This window comes from Actinoplanes philippinensis, from assembly GCF_900113015.1.
Taxonomy (GTDB): domain Bacteria; phylum Actinomycetota; class Actinomycetes; order Mycobacteriales; family Micromonosporaceae; genus Actinoplanes; species Actinoplanes philippinensis.
This window is the reverse complement of the sequence record NZ_FONV01000001.1, coordinates 150,143-168,297: the sequence shown is the minus strand read 5'-3', so window position 1 is coordinate 168,297 and position 18,155 is coordinate 150,143. Positions and strand designations below refer to the sequence as shown.

Genomic DNA, 18,155 nt, shown 5'->3' with positions numbered 1-18,155 from the left:
TCATACCGGCACCTCTCCCTGTACCGGCTGGTGGACGTTGCTCATACCGGCACCTCTCCCCGTACCGACTGGTGCCAGGCGAGCAGGCGGCGCTCGCCGGTCCGAGCCAGCAGGTTGATCAGGACACCGAGCAGGCCGGTGACGACGACCAGGGCGTACATGGTGGGCACGGCGTCCGACGACTGGGCGACGGCGATCTCCTTGCCCAGGCCCGGCGAGCCGATCACCAGCTCGGCGGTGATCGCCAGGACCAGGGCTACCGAGGCGGCCAGGCGGACGCCGGTGAACACGTACGGCAGGGCGGTCGGCCAGAGCACGTGCCGGATCCGGGCCCACGCGGAGAACCGGAAGCTCTTCGCGGTCTCGAAGGCGACCGGGTCCACATCGGCCACCCCGTACAGCACCTGCACCAGGACCTGCCAGAACGACGCGTAGCAGACCAGCAGCAGGGTCGAGCCCAGGTCGGTGCCGTACATCAGCACCGCCAGCGGGATCAGCGCCACCGAGGGGATCGGGCGCAGGAACTCGACGGTCGACGCGGTCAGCGCCCGCAGCACCGGAACCGACCCGATCACCAGGCCGGCCAGCACCCCGGCGACGACCGCGACGGCCAGGCCGATCGCCCACGCGACAATGGTGTCGGCCAGCGCCGCCCAGAACGCGGCGTCGGACGCTTCGTCGGCAAGGGCGCCCGCGATCGTGCTGGCCGGCGGCAGGAACCGCTCGTCGACCAGCCCGATGCGGGGCACCAGTTCGATGACGAGGAGCAACCCGGCCAGTCCGGCGACCCCGAGCAGAGCGGGGTTGCCGGACCGGACCGGGTTGGCCGGACGGGCCGTTGTCACGGCAGCAGCTTCGCCAGGTCCGGGGTGCCGGTGAAGATGCCGTCCTTCTCGCCCAGGCTGGCGAGGGTCTGCACCGACTCCTTGTTGATCTGGGTGGGCCACTTCGGCAGCACCAGCGACGCGCGCTGCTTCTCGTCGATCTTGGTGTACGTGGCCAGGACCGCGCGGACCTCGTCCGGATGCGCGTCGGCGTAGGTCAGCGACTCGTTGATCGCCTCGGTGAAACGCTTGACCAGGTCGGCGTTCTCGGTGATCAGCTTCTGCGAGGTGAAGTACGCGGCGACGGTCAGGTTCGGGGCGGCGTCGACGAAGGTCGAGGCGATCTCCCGGCCACCGGCCGCCTTGATCGTGGACAGCTGCGGCTCGACCACCCAGGCCGCGTCGATCTCGCCCTTCTCCAGGGCCGCCGGCATGGTCGGGAACGCCATCTCGACGAAGTTCAGCGCCTTGTCGTCGCCGCCGGCCTTGCGGACCGACTCGCGGGTCACGGTGTCGCCGATGTTCTTGAGGGTGTTCACCGAGATCTTCTTGCCGGCCAGGTCCTTGGCCGTCTTGATCGGGCTGTCCGCCTTCACGACCACGGCGCCGAAGTCCTTGCCGGCCTCGCCGGTCGACGAGACACCCGCGGCCACCGCCTTGATGGGCAGACCCTTGGTCTGGGCGATCATCAGGGAGGTCAGGTTGCTGAAGCCGAACTGGGTCTGGTTGTTCACCACACCCGGCACGATCGCGGCGCCACCCTGACCGGCCTCCAGGGCCAGCTCGATGTTCCGGTTCTTGAAGAAGCCCTTCTGCTGACCCAGATAGATCGGGGCCACGTCGACGATCGGGATGACGCCGACCTTGACCTGGTCGGCACCGCTCTCGGTCTTCGCCCCACCGCCGGAATCGGAACCACAGGCCACCAGGGAGCCGGCGAGCGCAGCCGCCGCGAGCCCCGCGAGAAGTCGCCGCATATTTACTCCTTCGAAATGTGTGCGCATGACGAACGTGAGTTCTCATGGAGAACGCTATGATGTGCCCCGTGTCACGTCAACGATTCGGGTCGATCATCTGATGCCGCGCGAACCGTACTACGTTCAGTCGCTGGAGCGCGGCCTCGCGGTGATCCGCGCGTTCGACGCACAACACTCCGAGCTCACGCTCAGTGACGTCGCCCGGGTCTGCGGCCTCACCCGCGCCGCCGCCCGGCGGTTCCTGCTCACCCTCACCGACCTCGGCTACGTACGCACCGACGGGCGGCTGTTCTCGCTGGCCCCGCGCGTCCTCGAACTCGGCTACTCGTACCTCTCCAGCATCTCGCTGCCCGAGGTCGCCGAACCCCACCTCGAACGCCTCGTCGCCGAGGTCCGCGAATCGTCGTCGATGTCCGTGCTCGACGGTGACGATATCGTCTATGTGGCCCGTGTCCCGACAAGTAGGATCATGCGGGTCGCGATCAACGTCGGCACCCGATTCCCGGCATACGCCACCTCGATGGGCCGCGTGATCCTCGCCGGCCTGCCCCCGGCCGACCTGGACGCCTACCTGGCCCGGGCCCGACTCGAGCCGCTCACCGACCGGACCCTGTGCACCCCCGACGCACTGCGCGCCGAGCTCGCCCAGGTCCGCCGGCAGGGCCACGCGATCGTCGACCAAGAACTCGAGGAGGGGTTGCGGGCCATCGCGGCCCCGATCCGCGACCGCTCGGGCACCGTCACCGGCGCCGTCAACGTCTCCATCCACGCCGCCCGAGCCACCGTCGACGACATCCGCGAACGCATCCTGCCGCCGCTGCTGGCCGCCACCGCCGCCATCGAGGCCGACCTGAAGATCGCCGCCCGCCGCCCCGTCGGCTGACCCACCCGTCCGCGGCGCTCACCCCTCCGCGGTGCTCGCCCTTTCCGCGGTGCTCGCCCTTTCCGCGGTGCTCGCCCTTTCCGCGGTGCTCGCCCTTTCCGCGGTGCTCGCCCTTTCCGCGGTGCTCACCCCTCTGCGTTGCTCACCCTTTCCGCGGCGCTCACTCCTCCGCGACCGCTCGCCCGGCCGCTGTTCGGCTCCGTCCGCCGCCGGTCCGTCCGCCTCGATCGGGCCGCCTGCCTCCGGTGACGTTTCAGGCAGCAGCGGCGCTGTCATTGTCGTGCAGGAGGTGTGCGGAACCCGGTATCCGCTTGGCGGCGTACATCGCGGTGTCCGCCCGGCGCAACAGATCCACCGGATCGTCGCCCGCTGTGCCCCCGGCGATGCCGACGCTCGCCCGCACGCGCAGCGGTTGTCCCTCCACGATCACCGGCCCGTCCAGCCCCGCCAGCACCCGGTCCGCCACAGCGGCCGCTTCGGCTTCCGTCGTCCCCGGCAGGACCAGCACGAACTCGTCGCCACCCAGCCGCGCCGCCGTGTCCCCGGGCCGAATCGCCGCGGTGAGCACCTCCGCGACCCGGGTCAGCAGCAGATCTCCGGCCTCATGCCCGAACGTGTCGTTGACCTGCTTGAACCCGTCCAGATCCAGCAGCGCCACATGCACGGCGCTCGCCCGCTCACTGACCGGCCTCCTGCCATCGGCCCGTCCGTCGCCTGTCCGTCCGCCTCCTGTCCGTCCGTTGCTCGCCTGCTTTTCGTCGGCGCGCTCGTAGTCCGTGCGCTCGTCCATCCGCTCGCCAGCCGTGCGCTCGTTGTCCATCGGCCCGTCTGTCAAGCGCTTGTCGTCCGTGGGCTTGTCGTTCGTGCGCTTGTCGTCCGTGTGCTCGGGTGGCGCTGTCGGCTGCAGGGACTGGGCCAACCGGCGCTGGAAGAGGGCGCGGTTCGCCAGGCCGGTCAGGGCGTCGTGCGTGGCGGCGTGATCGAGTTCCCCGAGCAGCCGGCTGTTCTCCCGCAGCGCCGTCATCTGCCGGTAGGCGACCATCCCGGTCAGCGCCACCGCGGTGAACGCGACCGCCACCATGTCGGCGGACCGCTGCCACGCGGTCACCAGCAGCAGCCCGTCGACGGCCGCGACCGCCGCGTACGGCAGCATGCTGTACGGCCGCTTGCGGAACCCCGCGCGTGGCACCGGCCGCCACTGCGCCTCCGCCGCCTTCGCCCCCAGCCACAGGACGAGCGGGATCTGAACCTGCGCCACGAACAACCGATCCCCGGCCATCGCGGCCAGTGGCTGGAGCATCGGCGCGAACGCACCCAGCACGGCCGCCGACGCCAGCAGCCGCAGCCCCCGGCCGTCGATCGCCGAATACTCCGACATCACCGCCTTCGCCAGCGCGAACACGGTCAGCACGGCGAGCACCGTGAGCGCCAGCGACACCAGGAGCTGCGGGGTGAGCCCGGCCCCCAGCGCATGCCGGGTCCCGAAGTGCCAGCCGAACACCGCCGCGGCCAGAGCGACGGTGCCGGCGTCGAGCGCGACCAGCGCGGCGGCCCCGGGACGCCCCGTACCCGTCGGCAGCCGGACCACCGCGACGATCACGATGATCAGAGCGCAGGCCCCGAGGATCAACATCCAGGGCCCGGTGTACGAGTCACGCCCACCCGGATGCGCCAGCACATCAGCGGCCTGCGCCATCTGTCCCGCAGCGATGACCGCCGGCGCCGGAGCGAGCCGCCGCCAGAACCGCCGGGTCGGCGCACCCAGGCGCGGGTTCCGTGACACCGATCCGAACGCCGCCGACGTCAGCGCCCCCGACAGCGGGATGGCCGCCCACAGCAGCCAGGCCGGCCCGACCGGCCACACCACGGTGACCCCGAACCAGACCGCCGACATCACAAGAAGCGCAAGGCACGCCCGGCTGTACTTGTTCACGACTTCCTACTCCCCGCCAACTCAAGCGGAGAGCACATCGGCGACCCGGCGGAAAAGTTGAGCGCTCAACTTCCACAAGGCGCGCTGGTGCCAACCACCCGCGCGGACTCGACCGGTGCGTGGCCTCGGGGGTATGGGTTGCGCGGGCTGTCCCGCACGCGGCCGGGCGGGAAGCTCGGGACGACCGGGCTGCGGACTTCGGGAGGGTGCTCAACTCCGGGCGTGCGCGACCGAATGTGACCGGCGTGCCGAGACTTGTGCGTGTCCCCGGGTGGCTGGCCTGGCTGATGTGCGGGCTGGGCGCGGCTGTCGCGTACACCGTCATGCCTTATGGATGGGTCTCCCTCGTCGTCTCCACCGCCATCTCGGCCGGATCGTGTGCGGTCATGGTCGTCGGCACCCGCCGGAATCGCCCGGCCGCCGCCTGCAACTGGTACCTGTTCGCCGCCGGTGTCGCCACCTGGATCCTCGGCGACGTCGTCTACGCCGTCCAGATCCTGGTCGGTGGCGCGGCCGCCTTCCCCTCGTGGGCCGACGCCCTCTATCTCGGCGCCTACCCGATACTCACGGTCGCCCTCTTCCGCCTCACCCGCGAACGCCTAGCCGGAGGCGCCTACCTCCGTGGCAACCTCATCGACTCCGCGATCATCGGCGTCGGAGTGGGCATCGTCTACTGGACATTCATGATCGAGCCGGTCGTCACCGACTCCTCGATCCCGGTCCTCATCCGCATGGTGACCGCTGGATACCCCACCGTCGGCGTGCTGCTCTGCGCCGTCATCACCCCGATCCTGCTGCGCCGCGGCCCGCGCAGCCCCAGTCTCTGGCTGCTCACCGCCGGCAGCGCCATCACGCTCGCCGGCAACATCTCCTACACCCTCCTGCCCCACGCCGTGGATCCGATCTACCTTTACGCCGGATACCTCGTCGCCTACGCCTGTTGGGCCGCCGCTGCCGCCCACCCGTCGATGGCCCGGCCGATCACCGGCGACCGCGACAGCCTGGGACGCAGCCGTCTGCTCGTCCTCACCGCCTCCACCCTCCTGGTCCCCGCCGTCCTGCTCGTCCAGGGCGAACACGGCGGCGGCCACGTCAGCTGGGCCGCCGTAGCCGTCGGCTCGATGGCCCTCTTCGTCCTCGTCGCCACCCGGATGAGCGGATACATCTCCCGGGTCGACACCCAGGCCCGCCAGCTGCGCGACCTGGCCATGCGCGACGACCTCACCGGCCTGCCGAACCGCCGCGACTTCGAACAGCGCGCCGCCCTCGCCGTCGCCACCACCTCCTGTCACATGATCATGATCGATCTGGCCGGCTTCAAACACGTCAACGACCGTCTCGGCCGAGCCGTCGGCGACCAGGCCCTGGTAGCCGTCGCCGACCTGCTCCGCCAGAGCCTCCGCGACGGCGACGTGGTCGCTCGCATGGGCGCCGACGAATTCGCCGTCCTCGTCCACGACACGCTGCCCGACGACGGCCAGATCGTCGCCGGCCGTCTCGCCGAGGTGCTGCGACACCCCGTACACGCCGGTGAGCACGAACTGCTCCTCAACGCCCGCCTGGGCGTCGCCTCCTCCGCTCTCCCCGCACTGCCTTCTACCTTCTCTATCGCCGCCGGTGACGCGAACGGTTCTGTCCCCGCCGCCTCTCCCGCTGTGCCGGGCGTCTCACTCGACGGCGCGGCCGAACTGATCCGCCGCGCCGACACGGCGCGCTACGCTGCGAAGGCGAGCGGAGGCCAGCTCGTCGAGTACACGCCGGAGCTCGACGAGCGCGCCGAAGCCGCCGAACGGCTCGGCGCCGACCTGCGGCACAGCCTCGACGACGGCGACTTCCAGGTCGTCTACCAGCCGATCATCGACCTCCGCGACGATCGCACGGTCGCCGTCGAGGCCCTGGTGCGATGGACCCATCCGGTGCGTGGCCCGGTCAGCCCCGCCGCGTTCATCCCCGTCGCCGAGGACAACGGCCTCATCGTCGAACTCGGCGAGTGGATCATGCGAACCGCGTGCCGGCGGCTCGCCGACTGGCGTACCACCCTGGGCTCTGACGCACCGCTCTACATCAGCGTCAACGTCTCGCCGCGCCAGCTGAGCGAACCCGGCTTCCCGGCCGTCGTGCTCGGCATCCTGGCCGAGACCGGTCTCGAACCGGCCGCCCTGCTGATCGAGGTGACCGAGACCGCCATCTTCGGCGGCGGCACCGCCGTCGAGGCCGTCGAAACCCTGAACCGGGCGGGCATCCGCATCGCGCTGGACGACTTCGGCACCGGCCACTCGTCGCTGGGCCTGCTCCGTACCGTGCCGGTCGATGTTCTGAAAATCGACAAGTCTTTTGTGGACGAAATCACCGAACCGGGGCGACGCGCGGTCATCGTCGACGCACTCATCCACGTCTGCGCCGGCTTGGAGCTACGCGCTGTCGCGGAGGGGGTGGAGACCGCGGAACAGGCCGATTACCTGCGGGAACTCGGGTACCACTACGCGCAGGGATACCATTTCGGGCGTCCGGTCGCCGACCCGATCACCCCGGCGGCCGAGACCCTCCCGGTCTGATTCTCAGATCATCGAGAGAGGGTAGGCGGCATGCGCTGCCAGGGAAGCGGGTCGGTGATCCGCCGCAGCATCGGCATACGCGTCTCAACAGCGGCGACAGCAACTCGGCAGAGCGATGAATTGATGTCCACTACCCGGTGGCGCCGGGCATCCGGTGCCACGGGGCCGGATCAGTGATCCGATGCCACCACCAACGGTCCGGCACGGGGCCGGTGAGGGAGGCGAGTGCCTGACCCCCGTCGTCCACCGTTGCTTCCGCGAATAGTCGGTCCACCTCGATCAGTGCGGCCATGAAGGCGGTCCTGGCGGGTTCTGGTAGTTCAGGTTCAGCGGCGGCCAGAGCATCGCGGTTCTCCAGACCCTCCCGGTAATAATCGGGTGGATACCAGCCGTCCGGCGGCCATCCGGAGACGAGCCGCACCACCATGGACTCCCAATACGAAAGGTCGCCGATCGGCGACTCGGTGGCTGATCCTGGCACCGTTCTCAGCTGATCGGTGATTGGCGTCCGCATGTGAAATTCGTGGATCACCTCGGGGAGGGGGCGGACCGGAACGCCGGAGAGGGTCGGTATCACGCTTTCTACGGCCGCGACCCGACGACCTGACGACAGCAGATCCCCGTTCTCGTCCTCGTCGAGAAGGCGGGCGCGAGTACGCTGCCCGTCCGGCCCGACCAGCCAATAGGCGCTGGGCGGCAACGGTACAGATTTGTACGCGACGACAGTGTTCAGGCGAGCCGCCATCCAGGCGGCAGCATCGGCCTCGGACGGTGCCGCGACACTGTCGTCGAAGTAAATGTCAAGGTGAAGCGGAAAGTCGCCATCCAGACGCGTCAGCGTGCAACTGATGGGAGCGGCCCAGTTTCGCTCGTCCTCGCCATCCTCGCCGACGTCGATCGCCGTCGCCGGAAGAGACAACATCTCGGCGAGAACGTCTGCGAGTAACGACTGGTCGACTTCTCGTCGAAGGAGGAGAAGATAGCTCACTGCTGGTACGTCCCGTCGTATATGGCCTTGGCCTTGACGATCACATGCGGATTCTTGAGGAATCGGGGGTTGAACTTCAACTGTGGTGCCGCATCCGGGTCGCCATTCGCCCTGGCGATCTCTCTCAGCGCTGCGTACTCATTGCGATCCAACTTTGCGAGACCTACACCGGAATCCGGGAACAAGCGGCCACCTGGCTCCACGCCATAGGTGCGGCCGTTGACTTTGTACCGACTGTCCTCCCCTATCCATTTGGCCTTACCGGCGGCGATGTCAGCTACATCTTGAGCCGCCACGTTCTCGAATGTTCGCAGATAGACGCTGTTATGTTCCGCAGGCTGGCCGGAGCGGACGCCGGAGAGGGTATGCCGGGCATGCGGAAGCCTGATCACGCCCCACCGTTGAGCTGGACCGTCAACGGAGTCGGCGACCGGGAAGGTCGGCTCGTTTCGGCCGGCAGGGTCGGCGGTTACGAACGGGGTGGCACCGTCGGTCATCGGGGTGGGGGTGGCGTCGCCGTTTACGACCAGGGTGTCCATTCGGATTACGTCGCCGGGGACGTCCAGGCCGGAATGGCTCTTCAGTGGGAACGTGCTCACCTGGCGGGTCTGGGGGTCCAGGTAGAGGATGGTGCCGTTCTGGTTCACCGCGGCGAAAGCGTGGGTGCGGCCCGCCTGGTCCTGGGTTTCGATGAACGCGAAAGCGCCGTGGCCCAGCGACGTCAAATGGGTGCGCAAGCCGATTTCGGCCATCTTCACCTGGACCCGGGCGTCGTCGGGATCCAAGGTGCTCGCATCGGTCAGGCCCTCGAAACGGCCGCCGACCGTGTCCTCGATGCGGGCCGTCACGCCGTCCTCGGCGCCGATCGGGCGGGACGGGTCGCCGTTGTGGTAGCCGTCGAACGTTCGCGGGGCCGACACCCTCGGGCGGGCGTGCATATAGGAATCGAACAGCGACAATACGTTGTCGCCGCAGTTGTTCGAACGGGTCGGGTCGAGTTCGGGGCCGCCGTCGTTCTGCAGGGCGAACCATGTGCCCTCGCGCGGGTCGGCGTGCCGGACGATGTCGCCGTTCTCGTCGCGGGGCATGGCGCGTTCCAGGTCGGTCTGGTGCACCTTCAGCGGGGGCCGCAGACCGCCCCGCCGGTTGTACGGGCGCGATCGATCCGACGGGGGCGGGCGATCGTTTCCGGTCAGCGCGGAACTGTCGGTGGTCTCCACCGGGCCGGGGGCCAGCTCGCTGGCGCTGTCGTTGGCGAACTCCCAGTCACTGCCGGTGAGCAGGACGTCGTCCATCGGACCGTCGTTCTCGATGGCACGAGCCTGGTCGAGGAGGTTGTCGGACTCCCGCTGCAGGCGGGTGGCGTCGATGTCCGCGGCAGCCGACTCCACGAGATCGTGGCCGTTGGCGAACCGTCGCCGGTCCTCCGCGTCGAGAGCCCTGTCGTTGGCCTGTTTCCGCAGCTCCTGGGCCATCTCCTGCCGGTGCGTGCTGGCGATTCGCTGCCGCCGCTGCTGGCCCTCGTAGAGGTAGTTCTCCCGGGCGCGCGCATCCGCCGCGTCCCGATCGTCCGTCACGGGCGGTGCCGGCGTCGGATCCGGTGCCGGCGCGGTCTGCGCGAGCTTGGCGTCATGGTCCGGATCAAGAACGGACAGCGGATCCTTGACGGGGCTGGCCATGGAATCCGGGTCCAACACCGACAGGGGGTCGAAAACCGGGCGGTTCGGTGCGGCGTCCCTCGAGGGAGACGATTCCGATGAGGTACGGACGGAGTCGTCCACGATCGGAGCAGGAGCCGGAGGCGCCGCTTCCGGGCGGTCGGTCGGCTCCTCGGGCCGCACACCGTCGAAGTCCGGTGCCGTGTCCGTGCGGGTGGTGAGCTCGTCCGGCCGCACGTTGTTGAAGTCCGGCTCCACCGGCGCCGGCTGGACCGGAGCCGGATCAGGGTCCGGCGCGGGTGACGGTGCCGGGGCCGGATCAGGGTCCGGCGCGGGTGACGGTGCCGGGGCCGGATCAGGCGAAGGTGCCGGTGACGGATTGGGTTCCGGCGCGGGGGTGGGTGCGGGTGACGGATCGGGTTCCGGAGCGGGTGAGGGCGCCGGGGCCGGATCAGGCGAAGGTGCCGGTGACGGAGCGGGCTCCGGCGCGGGAGCGGGTGACGGAGTGGGCCCCGGCGCAGGGATGGGCTCCGGCGCGGGAGTGGGAGCCGGGGCCGGACCGGGAGCCGGAGCCGGCGGCGGAGGCAGCGGCGACGGCTGAGTGCTGACCGGCGGCTGCTGAAGCGCCTGCTGCTGCATCTGATAGGCCAGTGGTGGCGGAGGCGGCGCGGCGCGGTTGCTGTAGAACGGCGCCGGCGGGGTGTTCGGGGCGGCCATCGGGTTGCCGCTGCCGTCGACCATCAGCGCGTTGAGCGCGACCACGTTGCCGGGGTTCGGGGAGCCGTCGTGGCCGTACAGGGTGCGGGTCTGGGCCAGGGAGAAGTTCGACGAGTCGGCGTACCGGCCGCTCTGCGGATCGACGAACAGGATCGTGCCGTTGTGGTTGACGGCGTTCCAGGCATGGGCGCTGCCGTCGCCCCACACGTTGATGATCACGGCCGTGGAGCCGTGCCCGCCCATCGCCAGAGTGTCGATGATCTGCTGGAAGCCCTGGTCGACCGCCGCCTTCACCACGGACGGCGGACGCGGGTCGGTCCGGACGTCACCCTGGTAGGGCGCCAGCTGGGTGAAGCCGCTGCCGGTCACGTGTTCGGCGCGCAGATGGCCCTGGTACTCGCCGACGTGCCTGTCGACCTCGCCGATGCCGTAGGTGTCGATGGTCCGCGGCGCGGACACGGTCGGGCGGCCGTGCAGGTACGTCTCCAGGAACGACAGGGCGCAGTCGAGACAGTTGACGCCCCGGGTCGGGTCCGCCGATGGGCCGCCGTCGTTGAGGAGCCGCAGCCACGGACCCCGCGGGTCCGGATTGCGGACCGGCTGATGGTGGGCGTCGCGGGGGACGGCACGCTCCAGGTCCGCCTGATGGATCTTGAGGGGTACGCGGAGCCCGCCCCCGACCCGGTAAGGCCGGGAGTGGCGCGAGTTCGGGCGCTGGGCCGGGCCGGGGATCGCCGACTGGTCGTTGCTCCAGATCGGGTCACCGGACAGGACACCCCGGTCGGTGTTGGCCGGGAGGAAGCTCGACGAGTTCGTCAGGTTCCACTGGCCGGCCAGCACCGAGTGCGGGTCCTTGACCAGGGTGTCCAGCCTGCTGCCGGCGTCCCGCGCGGCCCTGCGGTGGTCGGCCTCCTGTTTGAGCGCGTCCCGTACACCGCGGAAGTCGAGGTTGCGTGCCGCTCGCAGAGCATTGCGCCGGGCGTCCTCCGCGTCGGCGCGTTCCTGGGCGACCTCCGCGGTCAGGGCCTGATGCCGCAGGTGGTACATGTCCCGGGCGAAATCCCGCTTGTTCAGCTCGAACTCGGCGAAGTACTCCCGCTCACGCTGGTCGTCCACGGCGGTCCGCGGCGGCATGTGGAACGGCACCGACACGGGGCTGGTCCCGGCAAACGACGGATCAGCACGCACGGGATCAGCACGGCCCGGATCAGTGCGACCCGGATCAGTGCGGCCCGGATTCGGCTGACCGGGCGTCTGCGCCGACGGCCCGGTCTGCGTGCCCGGGTTGACCGGTCCGGGCTGTCCGGGAGCTGCGGTGTCCGGCCGTGCCGGAAACACCGTCCCCGGCGAGGTCGTGCCCGCGGGCGGTGCGGTGGTCGTCGACGCCGCTGGAGAAACACCAGGAGAGACGGACGAATCGCTGCCGCGCGTGCCCGTGTCCGGATGGTGCGGAGATGCGCCGTTCGGAGTGGATCCCGCGAGAGGGGTTCCGTTGGCGGGCGAGCCCACGGAAGGGCTCGTGGAGGTGGCCGGGCTCGTGGAAATGGGGAGGCTGGGCGAAGGAGAAGGGCCGGACGACGGGGAAAGGCCAGGCGAAAGTGAAGGGCCGGACGATGAAGAACGGCTCGGCGAAGGTGAAGGGCCGGGCGATAGAGAAGGGTTGGACGAAGGTGAAGGGCCCGGCGATAGAGAAGGGCCGGGGGAGACAGCCGAGCTGGGGGCCATGGCCGGCCCGGTGGTGGCGATCGTCGGGGAGCCCGCCGGTCCGGCGTTGCCCGGGGGCGGCGCGAAGGTGACCGGTGCGTTGGTCTGCGCGTTCGCGGCAGGGGGAGCCCCGGCCGAGGCAGGTGCCGTCGACGTCGGGGCGCCGGGGCCGGCGGCGGGAGCGTCCACCGGCGGCGCGACCGATGACAGCGTGACATCGCCGGGCGACGATGCGACGTGGCCGGCCGCAACCGTCGGCCCCGTGTCGGTGGCGACGGGGGGAGCGGTGACAGCGGAGGCCGCCGCCGAGGAGAGGCCAGGGGTCGCGGAGGCAGCCGGATGACCCGAGAACGAGGAATCGGCAGCCCCGGCGAAGGAGGAAGCAGAGCCCGCGGAGGAAGCAGCGCCCGCGGAGGAAGCAGCGCCCGCGGAGGAAGCAGAGCCCGCGGAGGAGTGGGACGAGGCCGAGGAATAGGAGTCGGCCGGGAAAGGCGAGTGCGAGCCGGAGGACGACGTCGAGGGCGAGCCGCCCGACGAAGGAGAACCGGGGGAGGACGACGAATGCGAGCCGCCCGGCCCGAGGTCCGGAGAACCTCCCGTGGGCAGGCCGGACAACGAGGTGCTTCCACCCGTACCGGCTGGGGAGGAAACCGGAACCGGCGACGGACCCGCCGCCGGACCGTCGATCTTGAGGTCTCCGTCGAAGCTCGCCCCGAAGTCGGAGAACGACTGCCTCGTGTTGCCGACGGCCGAGCCGGCGGCGCCGGAGGTGCCGGCCTTGGCGAGGTCCTCGAACGACGGCAGCTTGCCACCGGCCGCCGAGCCGCCCAGCTCCCCGAGGACCTCAGCCGCCGCACCGCGGAACAGCCCGCTCCGGTTGCCCGCTCCCACCATCGCGCCGTGCGCGGAAGCGCCGCCCGCGGCCCCCGCGACGGTGGATCGGCCCAGGTCACCGAGGTCGATGCCGTCGGAGTGCCCGGCGCCGGCCTGATACCCCTGCACGGCGAGGTTGGTGAGGAACTCCTCGCGGGCCTCCTCCCGGCCCTCCTTGAGCGCCTTCTTGCCGAGGTTCTGCAGGCCCTTCTTGGTGAGCAGGTCCTTGCCGGCGCGTTTCGCGGTCTCCTTGACGGTCGCCTTGATCGCCTTCTTGGAGAGCTGTGCGATCAGCCGTTTGAAGATCTGCTGGATCGCCATCCGGGTGGCCGCGATCAGGCCGCCGGCCGCGGGCGAGGCGGCGCCGAGGGTGAGCGTCACGGTGACCGCGAGACCGATCAGCTCCATGACGAAGAAGCCGAGCTCGATCCACGCCTCGAGTTTCGCGGCCTCGATGTCCTGGGCGCACTCGTCGACGACCTTGCCCATCTCGCCGGCGAACGCCACGAGCGCGTTGAGCGGGGCCTCCTCGCCGTCGGCGACCTCTTTCCAGGCGGCGACGAACGCGTCGATCGTGGTGCCGCTGCCGCCGTACGCCGCGATGAACTGCCCGGCCGCGTCGGCGGCGTCCTGCCGGGGCGTGACCATCGCGTCGACCAGGTCGTACCACTGGTCGGCGAGGTCCCAGGTGGTCTTCTCGTTGCCCTCGGGCCAGTCGAAGCCGACCACCCATTCGAGCGCCTCGTAGGCCCACCCGGGCAGGTCCCAGGGGGAGTAGTCGAGCGGGTGCGGGATCGGGCTCGGCAGCATCGTCATACGGTCAGGCCTGGTACGACGTGGCGACGACGGACGCGGCGCGCGAGTCGGCGGCCTCGTTGTCGGCGACGGTCTGCACCGCGGCCTCGCCGATGCCCTCGACGTAGCCGGCGACCTTGCCGAACGCCTCGACGAACCTCTGCACCATCGGCCCGTAGTCCTTCTGGAACGCGGCGCCGATCTCGTCGCGGCCCCACGGCTGGGCGGCGCTGCCGGCGGCGATCTCGGCGACGTGGCCGTTGCTCATGCCGACCAGCCGGGCGCCGGCCGCGGAGAGGTCGCGGCCGCTCGCGGTGGCCCGCGGCGCGTCGAGGTACAGCTGCTCACCGGCCATCGTCGTCACCCGCCTCGCGCATGATCCGGTCCTGCCGGGCGAGCAGGTTGCCGAAGTCGCCGTCGCGCAGGAACCTGGCGGCGGCCGAGCCGGCCGGAAGGTACTCGCCGACCATCTCCTGCACCCGGTCGCCGGTCTTGGCGACGGCCCGCTCGACGGTACGCAGAATCGTGCGCGCCAGCTCGTCCGGATCGCCCCGCCGGTAGACGTCGCGGCTGAGCCGCAGGTCGATCAGCTGGCCGCGGGCGCCGACGGTGGCCCGGACCGTCCCGTCCGCCGACTCCTCGGTGACCGCCAGCGTGGACAGGCGCTCCTGGATGTCGTCCAGGCCCAGGCGCAGGCGCTGGTACTGCGACACGACGTCGTCGAACCGTGCCCGGAGAGCGTGGTTCACGTCCCGATCGGCCTGTCTGCTCACGGCTGTCTCCCCGAGGACTCGCGAATTGACGGCAAGAACCTACCAGCCGCGATCCGTCCCGGGGCTCCGCCGAGTGACCGCCGGGGGGTGCCTCTAAGCTCGCAGTCCGGGGACCGAAGGGGGCGGGCCAGGATGATCACACGGACCGAGGCGGAGCGCATCGCCGTCGGCTGGGCTCATCGGCAGTCGATCCAGCGGGGCTACCCGTGCGCCCCGTTCGTCGAGGAGCTGGCTCTCGGCTGGGCGGTGTCGATGGTGCTGCCGCCGGAGGCGCGGCCCGAGCCGGGCGCCGACCTGACCGCCGTCATCGACCGGGAGACCGGCCGGGTCTCGCACTGGCCGCCGGTGGACACCGGGCAGCTCGACCGGATCTACACCGAGCGCCGGGACGCCGCGGTCGGCGCGCACCGGACCGCCGATCCGCTCGCCGAGCTGTGGCGTGAGGCGTTCCGCCGGGTCACCCCGTCGGTGGCGGCGCATCTCACGCTCGGCGGCCGGCTCTTCCGGGCCCGTGGCGCCAAGGGCGACCAGGAGCTGCGTCATCATCCGATCGTCGCGGGGCTGCTGGCCGCGATCCCGCCGGGGCGCACGGTTCGCGGCGCGGCCCGGCACGCCGAGCTGCTGGTCGTGTCGGACGTGCTGGCCGAGGCCGACCGGACCCGGGCCGCGGCCGGTCTCGGCCCGCTCACCGTCGACGAGGCCCGTGCCCTGCTCGCGCCGGGCCGGTTCGAGACGTTCCACATCCGGGAGAGCGGCGACCGTCTCGGCGGGGAGCCCGCCGTGTTCTGTTTCACCTGTGCCGAGGTGCTCGTCGGCCTGCGGGTCGTCACCGAGGCCGAGCGGGCCCACCCGAGGATCCGGCGGCTGACCGCGGGGACCGATCCGGAGCCGGGCCGTTTCCCCGAGGACGTCGCGTGGGAGCTGGCGGCCGGCGACTGGCGCGGCGACCCGGAGTCGAGTGCCCGGCGCGGCGCAAGCCTGGTCGAGCGGATCGTGAGGTCGCGCGGGGCGGAGCACGCGCTGGCCTCGTTCCCGGTGGCGGAGGACGCGTTGCGCGAGTTCTCCGACGTGGCGTCGTTCCGCAACGGGACCGGCGACGCCCAGTGGGTGCGCTGGTTCCATCTGGGCAGCGGCAATCTGCTGTTCCTGGCCGACCCGCTGGCCGAGCTGGGCACGATCGTCGGCGCCCGGATGTTCCCGCTCGGGCGGGAGGGCTACGACGAGGCGGTGCTGGCCATCGACGAGCGGGGGCGGGTGTTCTCGCTGGATCAGGGCGGTGAGTGGTTCATCGCCGACACCCTCGACGACGCGATCGTCGCGCTGGCCACCGGCCGGCCGGCCGCCCGGATCCGTGACGACGGCACCTGGCAGGAGGAGTCATGATCACTCGCGCGGAGGCCGATGCGGTCGCGGCGGCGTGGGCCCGCTCCGAGTCGGCGGCCGGCGGCCGGGAGCACCGGGCGACGGTGGAGGAGTCCGGCCTCGGGTTCGCGGTGAGGACCGCACCGGCCGGCGGGGAGCTGTCGCCGTCCGGGGTCGGCACCGGCGTCCGGGTGATCGACCGCGCGACCGGCCGGGTGTCCACGTGGCCGAACTGGCCGTCCGGCACGCTGTGGGAGGTCTACGCGGAGCGGCGGGGCGAGGTCGTCGACCCGCCGCGGACCGCCGATCCGGAGGTCCAGCTCCGGCGGGAGATCCACCGGCGCGCGGCGCCCGGCGTCGCGGCCCACGCCACCGTGCAGGGCCGGGTCTACATCGCCCGCGGCGCCAAGGGCGATCAGAAACTCGACCATCACCGGCTGGTGCGGGAGCGGCTGGCCGAGCAGTCGCCGCAGGAGACGATCCGCGGCTGCGAGCGGCACGCCGAGCTGATCGTCTGCTCGGACGCGCTGCACGACGTGGACCGCCGCCGCGGGCTCGACGGCCTGCCGCCGCTCACGCTGGACGAGGCACGTGAGGTCCTCGGCGAGTCGCTCTTCGAGACGTTCCAGATCCTGGAGCCGGGCGCGGAGGGCGCCGGCGAGCCGAACACGCCGTGCCCGACCTGCTCGTACGTGTTGACCCAGCTGGCCCTGCTGCCGTGGGGCGCGACCGCCGCGCTGATCCAGGACGTCGCGCCGGAGCGGCCCAACCCCGATCCGGCCCGGTTCTCCGACCTGACCGCCGCGGAGCTGCTCAACGGCCGGTGGAAACCGGAGACACCGGCCCGCGTGCGGTACGGGATGGCCGAGGTGATGGCCGGTGACGTCGTCGCGGCCGTGGCCGGGGAGTTCCGCCACGAGCCGTTCCCCGCGGTGTTCGAGGCGTTCGCCCTGACCGGCAAGCTGCTGGTGAAACGCCGTGCGCCCGGCCGGGACCAGCGGGTCCAGCTCTTCGAGATCTGGTCGATGCCGGTCCGGCACACCGCCGGGGTGCTGCACGAGTTCGGCCGGGTGATCGGGGCGCGGCTGTTCCCGCTCGGCCGGGTCAACTTCGAGTCGGTCCTCGCCATCGACGAGCACGGCCGGGTCTTCCACCTGGACCAGGCCGGTGAGTGGTTCGTCGCCGACACCTACGTGGAGGCGCTGGAGACGCTGATCCAGGGGCGACGGACCTTCCGGGTACGCGACGACGGCACCTGGGGCTGATCCGCGCCGGAGCGGTGACGGAACCGTGGCCGGCTCCGGGGCGCGGGCACGCCGGCGTTCGGGAGTCCGCGCAACCGTCCGGGACCGTCCGGGCAACCGTCCAGCAACCGACGGATGACATCGTCGCAGCGTGACCGGAGCCCGTACCCCCGCATCCCGCCTCGTGAAAGCCGGCCTGGCGGCAGCCGCCGTGGTGCTCGGCGCCGGTGTCGCGCCGCTGCCGGCGAACGCCGACGGTCCCGGCTACGGCGGCAACGCCGACGCCCTCACCGTCATCTGGGAGGTGAACGCCCAGCGTCGCGGCCTGGCCGTGTACGCCGTCGGTTTCCGGGGCGGCTCGTCGGTGCGGGTCCGGATCGGCTCGGATGCCGAACGGACGGTCATCGCGGACCAGTACGGAGCTGTCGACCTGCTCTTCATCGCGACGATCGCCACCAGCACCTCCAAGGTCAAGGGAACCTGGAAGCTGGCCGCCGTCACCACACCCCTCACCGGCACTCCGGCGCCGTCCGGTTCCGCGTCCACACCGTCCGGTGGCCCCTCGGCGCCCGCCGGCGCCTCGACGGACGGCGGCGTCGCCGCGGTCAGCGCTGCCACCGGCGCGAGTGTGCTGGTCAGCGGGCACACTCCGGCCGGCGAGTTGCGGACGCTGATCGGCGCGGTCCCGCCGGAGATGACCGACCGGGGCGCCGCCGAGCTGATCCCGTGGGTCGTCGCCCTGGCCGGCTCGCTGATGGCCGGCCTCTGGCTGCGCCGCCGATACGCCTTCGCCGTCTCCGGCAACGTGCGCCGCTACCGGCACCCGGGTCGCCACCGCGCCTGATCCCGGCCACAGTGATCTTCGGCCT

12 protein-coding genes are annotated in these 18,155 nt (G+C 71.1%); 5 read left to right on the top strand and 7 right to left on the bottom strand.

The genetic code is table 11. The annotated features are described in order from the left end of the window. Positions 1 to 41 precede the first annotated feature (41 nt). Positions 42 to 845, bottom strand: a complete 804-nt coding sequence (locus BM290_RS00730; RefSeq protein ID WP_093608871.1) for an ABC transporter permease — start codon at positions 843 to 845, stop codon at positions 42 to 44. After that, positions 842 to 1,801 (bottom strand): ABC transporter substrate-binding protein, encoded by a 960-nt coding sequence (locus BM290_RS00725; RefSeq protein WP_093608869.1) that lies wholly within the window; start codon positions 1,799 to 1,801, stop codon positions 842 to 844. The genes BM290_RS00730 and BM290_RS00725 overlap by 4 nt, the downstream gene beginning before the upstream one ends. A gap of 100 nt (positions 1,802 to 1,901) precedes the next feature. Between BM290_RS00725 and BM290_RS00720 the strand changes: the two genes are divergently transcribed. After that, on the top strand, positions 1,902 to 2,684 hold the full coding sequence (locus tag BM290_RS00720) for an IclR family transcriptional regulator domain-containing protein (protein ID WP_093608867.1): 783 nt from the start codon (positions 1,902 to 1,904) through the stop codon (positions 2,682 to 2,684). A 253-nt stretch (positions 2,685 to 2,937) separates the two neighbouring features. Here the strand turns inward: BM290_RS00720 and BM290_RS00715 are convergent, their stop codons facing one another. Then, entirely contained in the window at positions 2,938 to 4,578 is a 1,641-nt protein-coding gene (locus BM290_RS00715) for a GGDEF domain-containing protein (protein ID WP_143133553.1), read from the bottom strand. 284 nt (positions 4,579 to 4,862) lie between these two features. Here BM290_RS00715 and BM290_RS00710 point away from each other — a divergent pair, with 284 nt between their 5' ends. After that, the gene (locus BM290_RS00710; RefSeq protein WP_239143345.1) at positions 4,863 to 7,172 is read left to right on the top strand and encodes a putative bifunctional diguanylate cyclase/phosphodiesterase; all 2,310 of its coding nucleotides are present in this window, start codon (positions 4,863 to 4,865) and stop codon (positions 7,170 to 7,172) included. A gap of 130 nt (positions 7,173 to 7,302) precedes the next feature. On the opposite strand, the gene BM290_RS00705 is transcribed toward BM290_RS00710, so the two are convergent. Genes BM290_RS00705 through BM290_RS00675 form a run of 4 tightly spaced genes read right to left on the bottom strand, consistent with a single transcriptional unit; the run spans position 7,303 to position 14,680 of the window. Next, positions 7,303 to 8,160, bottom strand: coding sequence for a hypothetical protein (locus BM290_RS00705; RefSeq protein WP_093608863.1), 858 nt, complete (start codon positions 8,158 to 8,160; stop codon positions 7,303 to 7,305). Then, positions 8,157 to 13,922 carry a toxin glutamine deamidase domain-containing protein gene (locus BM290_RS48010; protein ID WP_177319523.1) on the bottom strand — a complete coding sequence of 1,922 codons (5,766 nt, stop codon included), beginning with the start codon at positions 13,920 to 13,922 and terminating at the stop codon, positions 8,157 to 8,159. The genes BM290_RS00705 and BM290_RS48010 overlap by 4 nt, the downstream gene beginning before the upstream one ends. A gap of 10 nt (positions 13,923 to 13,932) precedes the next feature. Then, entirely contained in the window at positions 13,933 to 14,262 is a 330-nt protein-coding gene (locus tag BM290_RS00680; protein WP_093608861.1) for a hypothetical protein, read from the bottom strand. Beyond that, entirely contained in the window at positions 14,252 to 14,680 is a 429-nt protein-coding gene (locus BM290_RS00675; RefSeq protein ID WP_093608859.1) for a YbaB/EbfC family nucleoid-associated protein, read from the bottom strand. The genes BM290_RS00680 and BM290_RS00675 overlap by 11 nt, the downstream gene beginning before the upstream one ends. Before the next feature lie 132 nt (positions 14,681 to 14,812). Here BM290_RS00675 and BM290_RS00670 point away from each other — a divergent pair, with 132 nt between their 5' ends. The 3 genes from BM290_RS00670 (at position 14,813) to BM290_RS00660 (ending at position 18,130) form a co-directional block, all read left to right on the top strand. Continuing rightward, entirely contained in the window at positions 14,813 to 16,063 is a 1,251-nt protein-coding gene (locus BM290_RS00670) for an SUKH-3 domain-containing protein (RefSeq protein WP_093608857.1), read from the top strand. Further along, on the top strand, positions 16,060 to 17,307 hold the full coding sequence (locus BM290_RS00665) for an SUKH-3 domain-containing protein (protein WP_093608855.1): 1,248 nt from the start codon (positions 16,060 to 16,062) through the stop codon (positions 17,305 to 17,307). The genes BM290_RS00670 and BM290_RS00665 overlap by 4 nt, the downstream gene beginning before the upstream one ends. A gap of 130 nt (positions 17,308 to 17,437) precedes the next feature. Then, on the top strand, positions 17,438 to 18,130 hold the full coding sequence (locus BM290_RS00660) for a hypothetical protein (protein ID WP_143133552.1): 693 nt from the start codon (positions 17,438 to 17,440) through the stop codon (positions 18,128 to 18,130). Positions 18,131 to 18,155: the final 25 nt, after the last annotated feature.

Bases quoted from the DNA above. Each gene is read 5' to 3' on its own strand.
- BM290_RS00725 (WP_093608869.1), bottom strand. From the start codon at position 1,801: ATGCGGCGACTTCTCGCGGGGCTCGCGGCGGCTGCGCTCGCCGGCTCC.
- BM290_RS00720 (WP_093608867.1), top strand. From the start codon at position 1,902: ATGCCGCGCGAACCGTACTACGTTCAGTCGCTGGAGCGCGGCCTCGCG.
- BM290_RS00715 (WP_143133553.1), bottom strand. From the start codon at position 4,578: ATGTCGGCGGTCTGGTTCGGGGTCACCGTGGTGTGGCCGGTCGGGCCG.
- BM290_RS48010 (WP_177319523.1), bottom strand. From the start codon at position 13,922: ATGCTGCCGAGCCCGATCCCGCACCCGCTCGACTACTCCCCCTGGGAC.
- BM290_RS00680 (WP_093608861.1), bottom strand. From the start codon at position 14,262: ATGGCCGGTGAGCAGCTGTACCTCGACGCGCCGCGGGCCACCGCGAGC.
- BM290_RS00670 (WP_093608857.1), top strand. From the start codon at position 14,813: ATGATCACACGGACCGAGGCGGAGCGCATCGCCGTCGGCTGGGCTCAT.
- BM290_RS00665 (WP_093608855.1), top strand. From the start codon at position 16,060: ATGATCACTCGCGCGGAGGCCGATGCGGTCGCGGCGGCGTGGGCCCGC.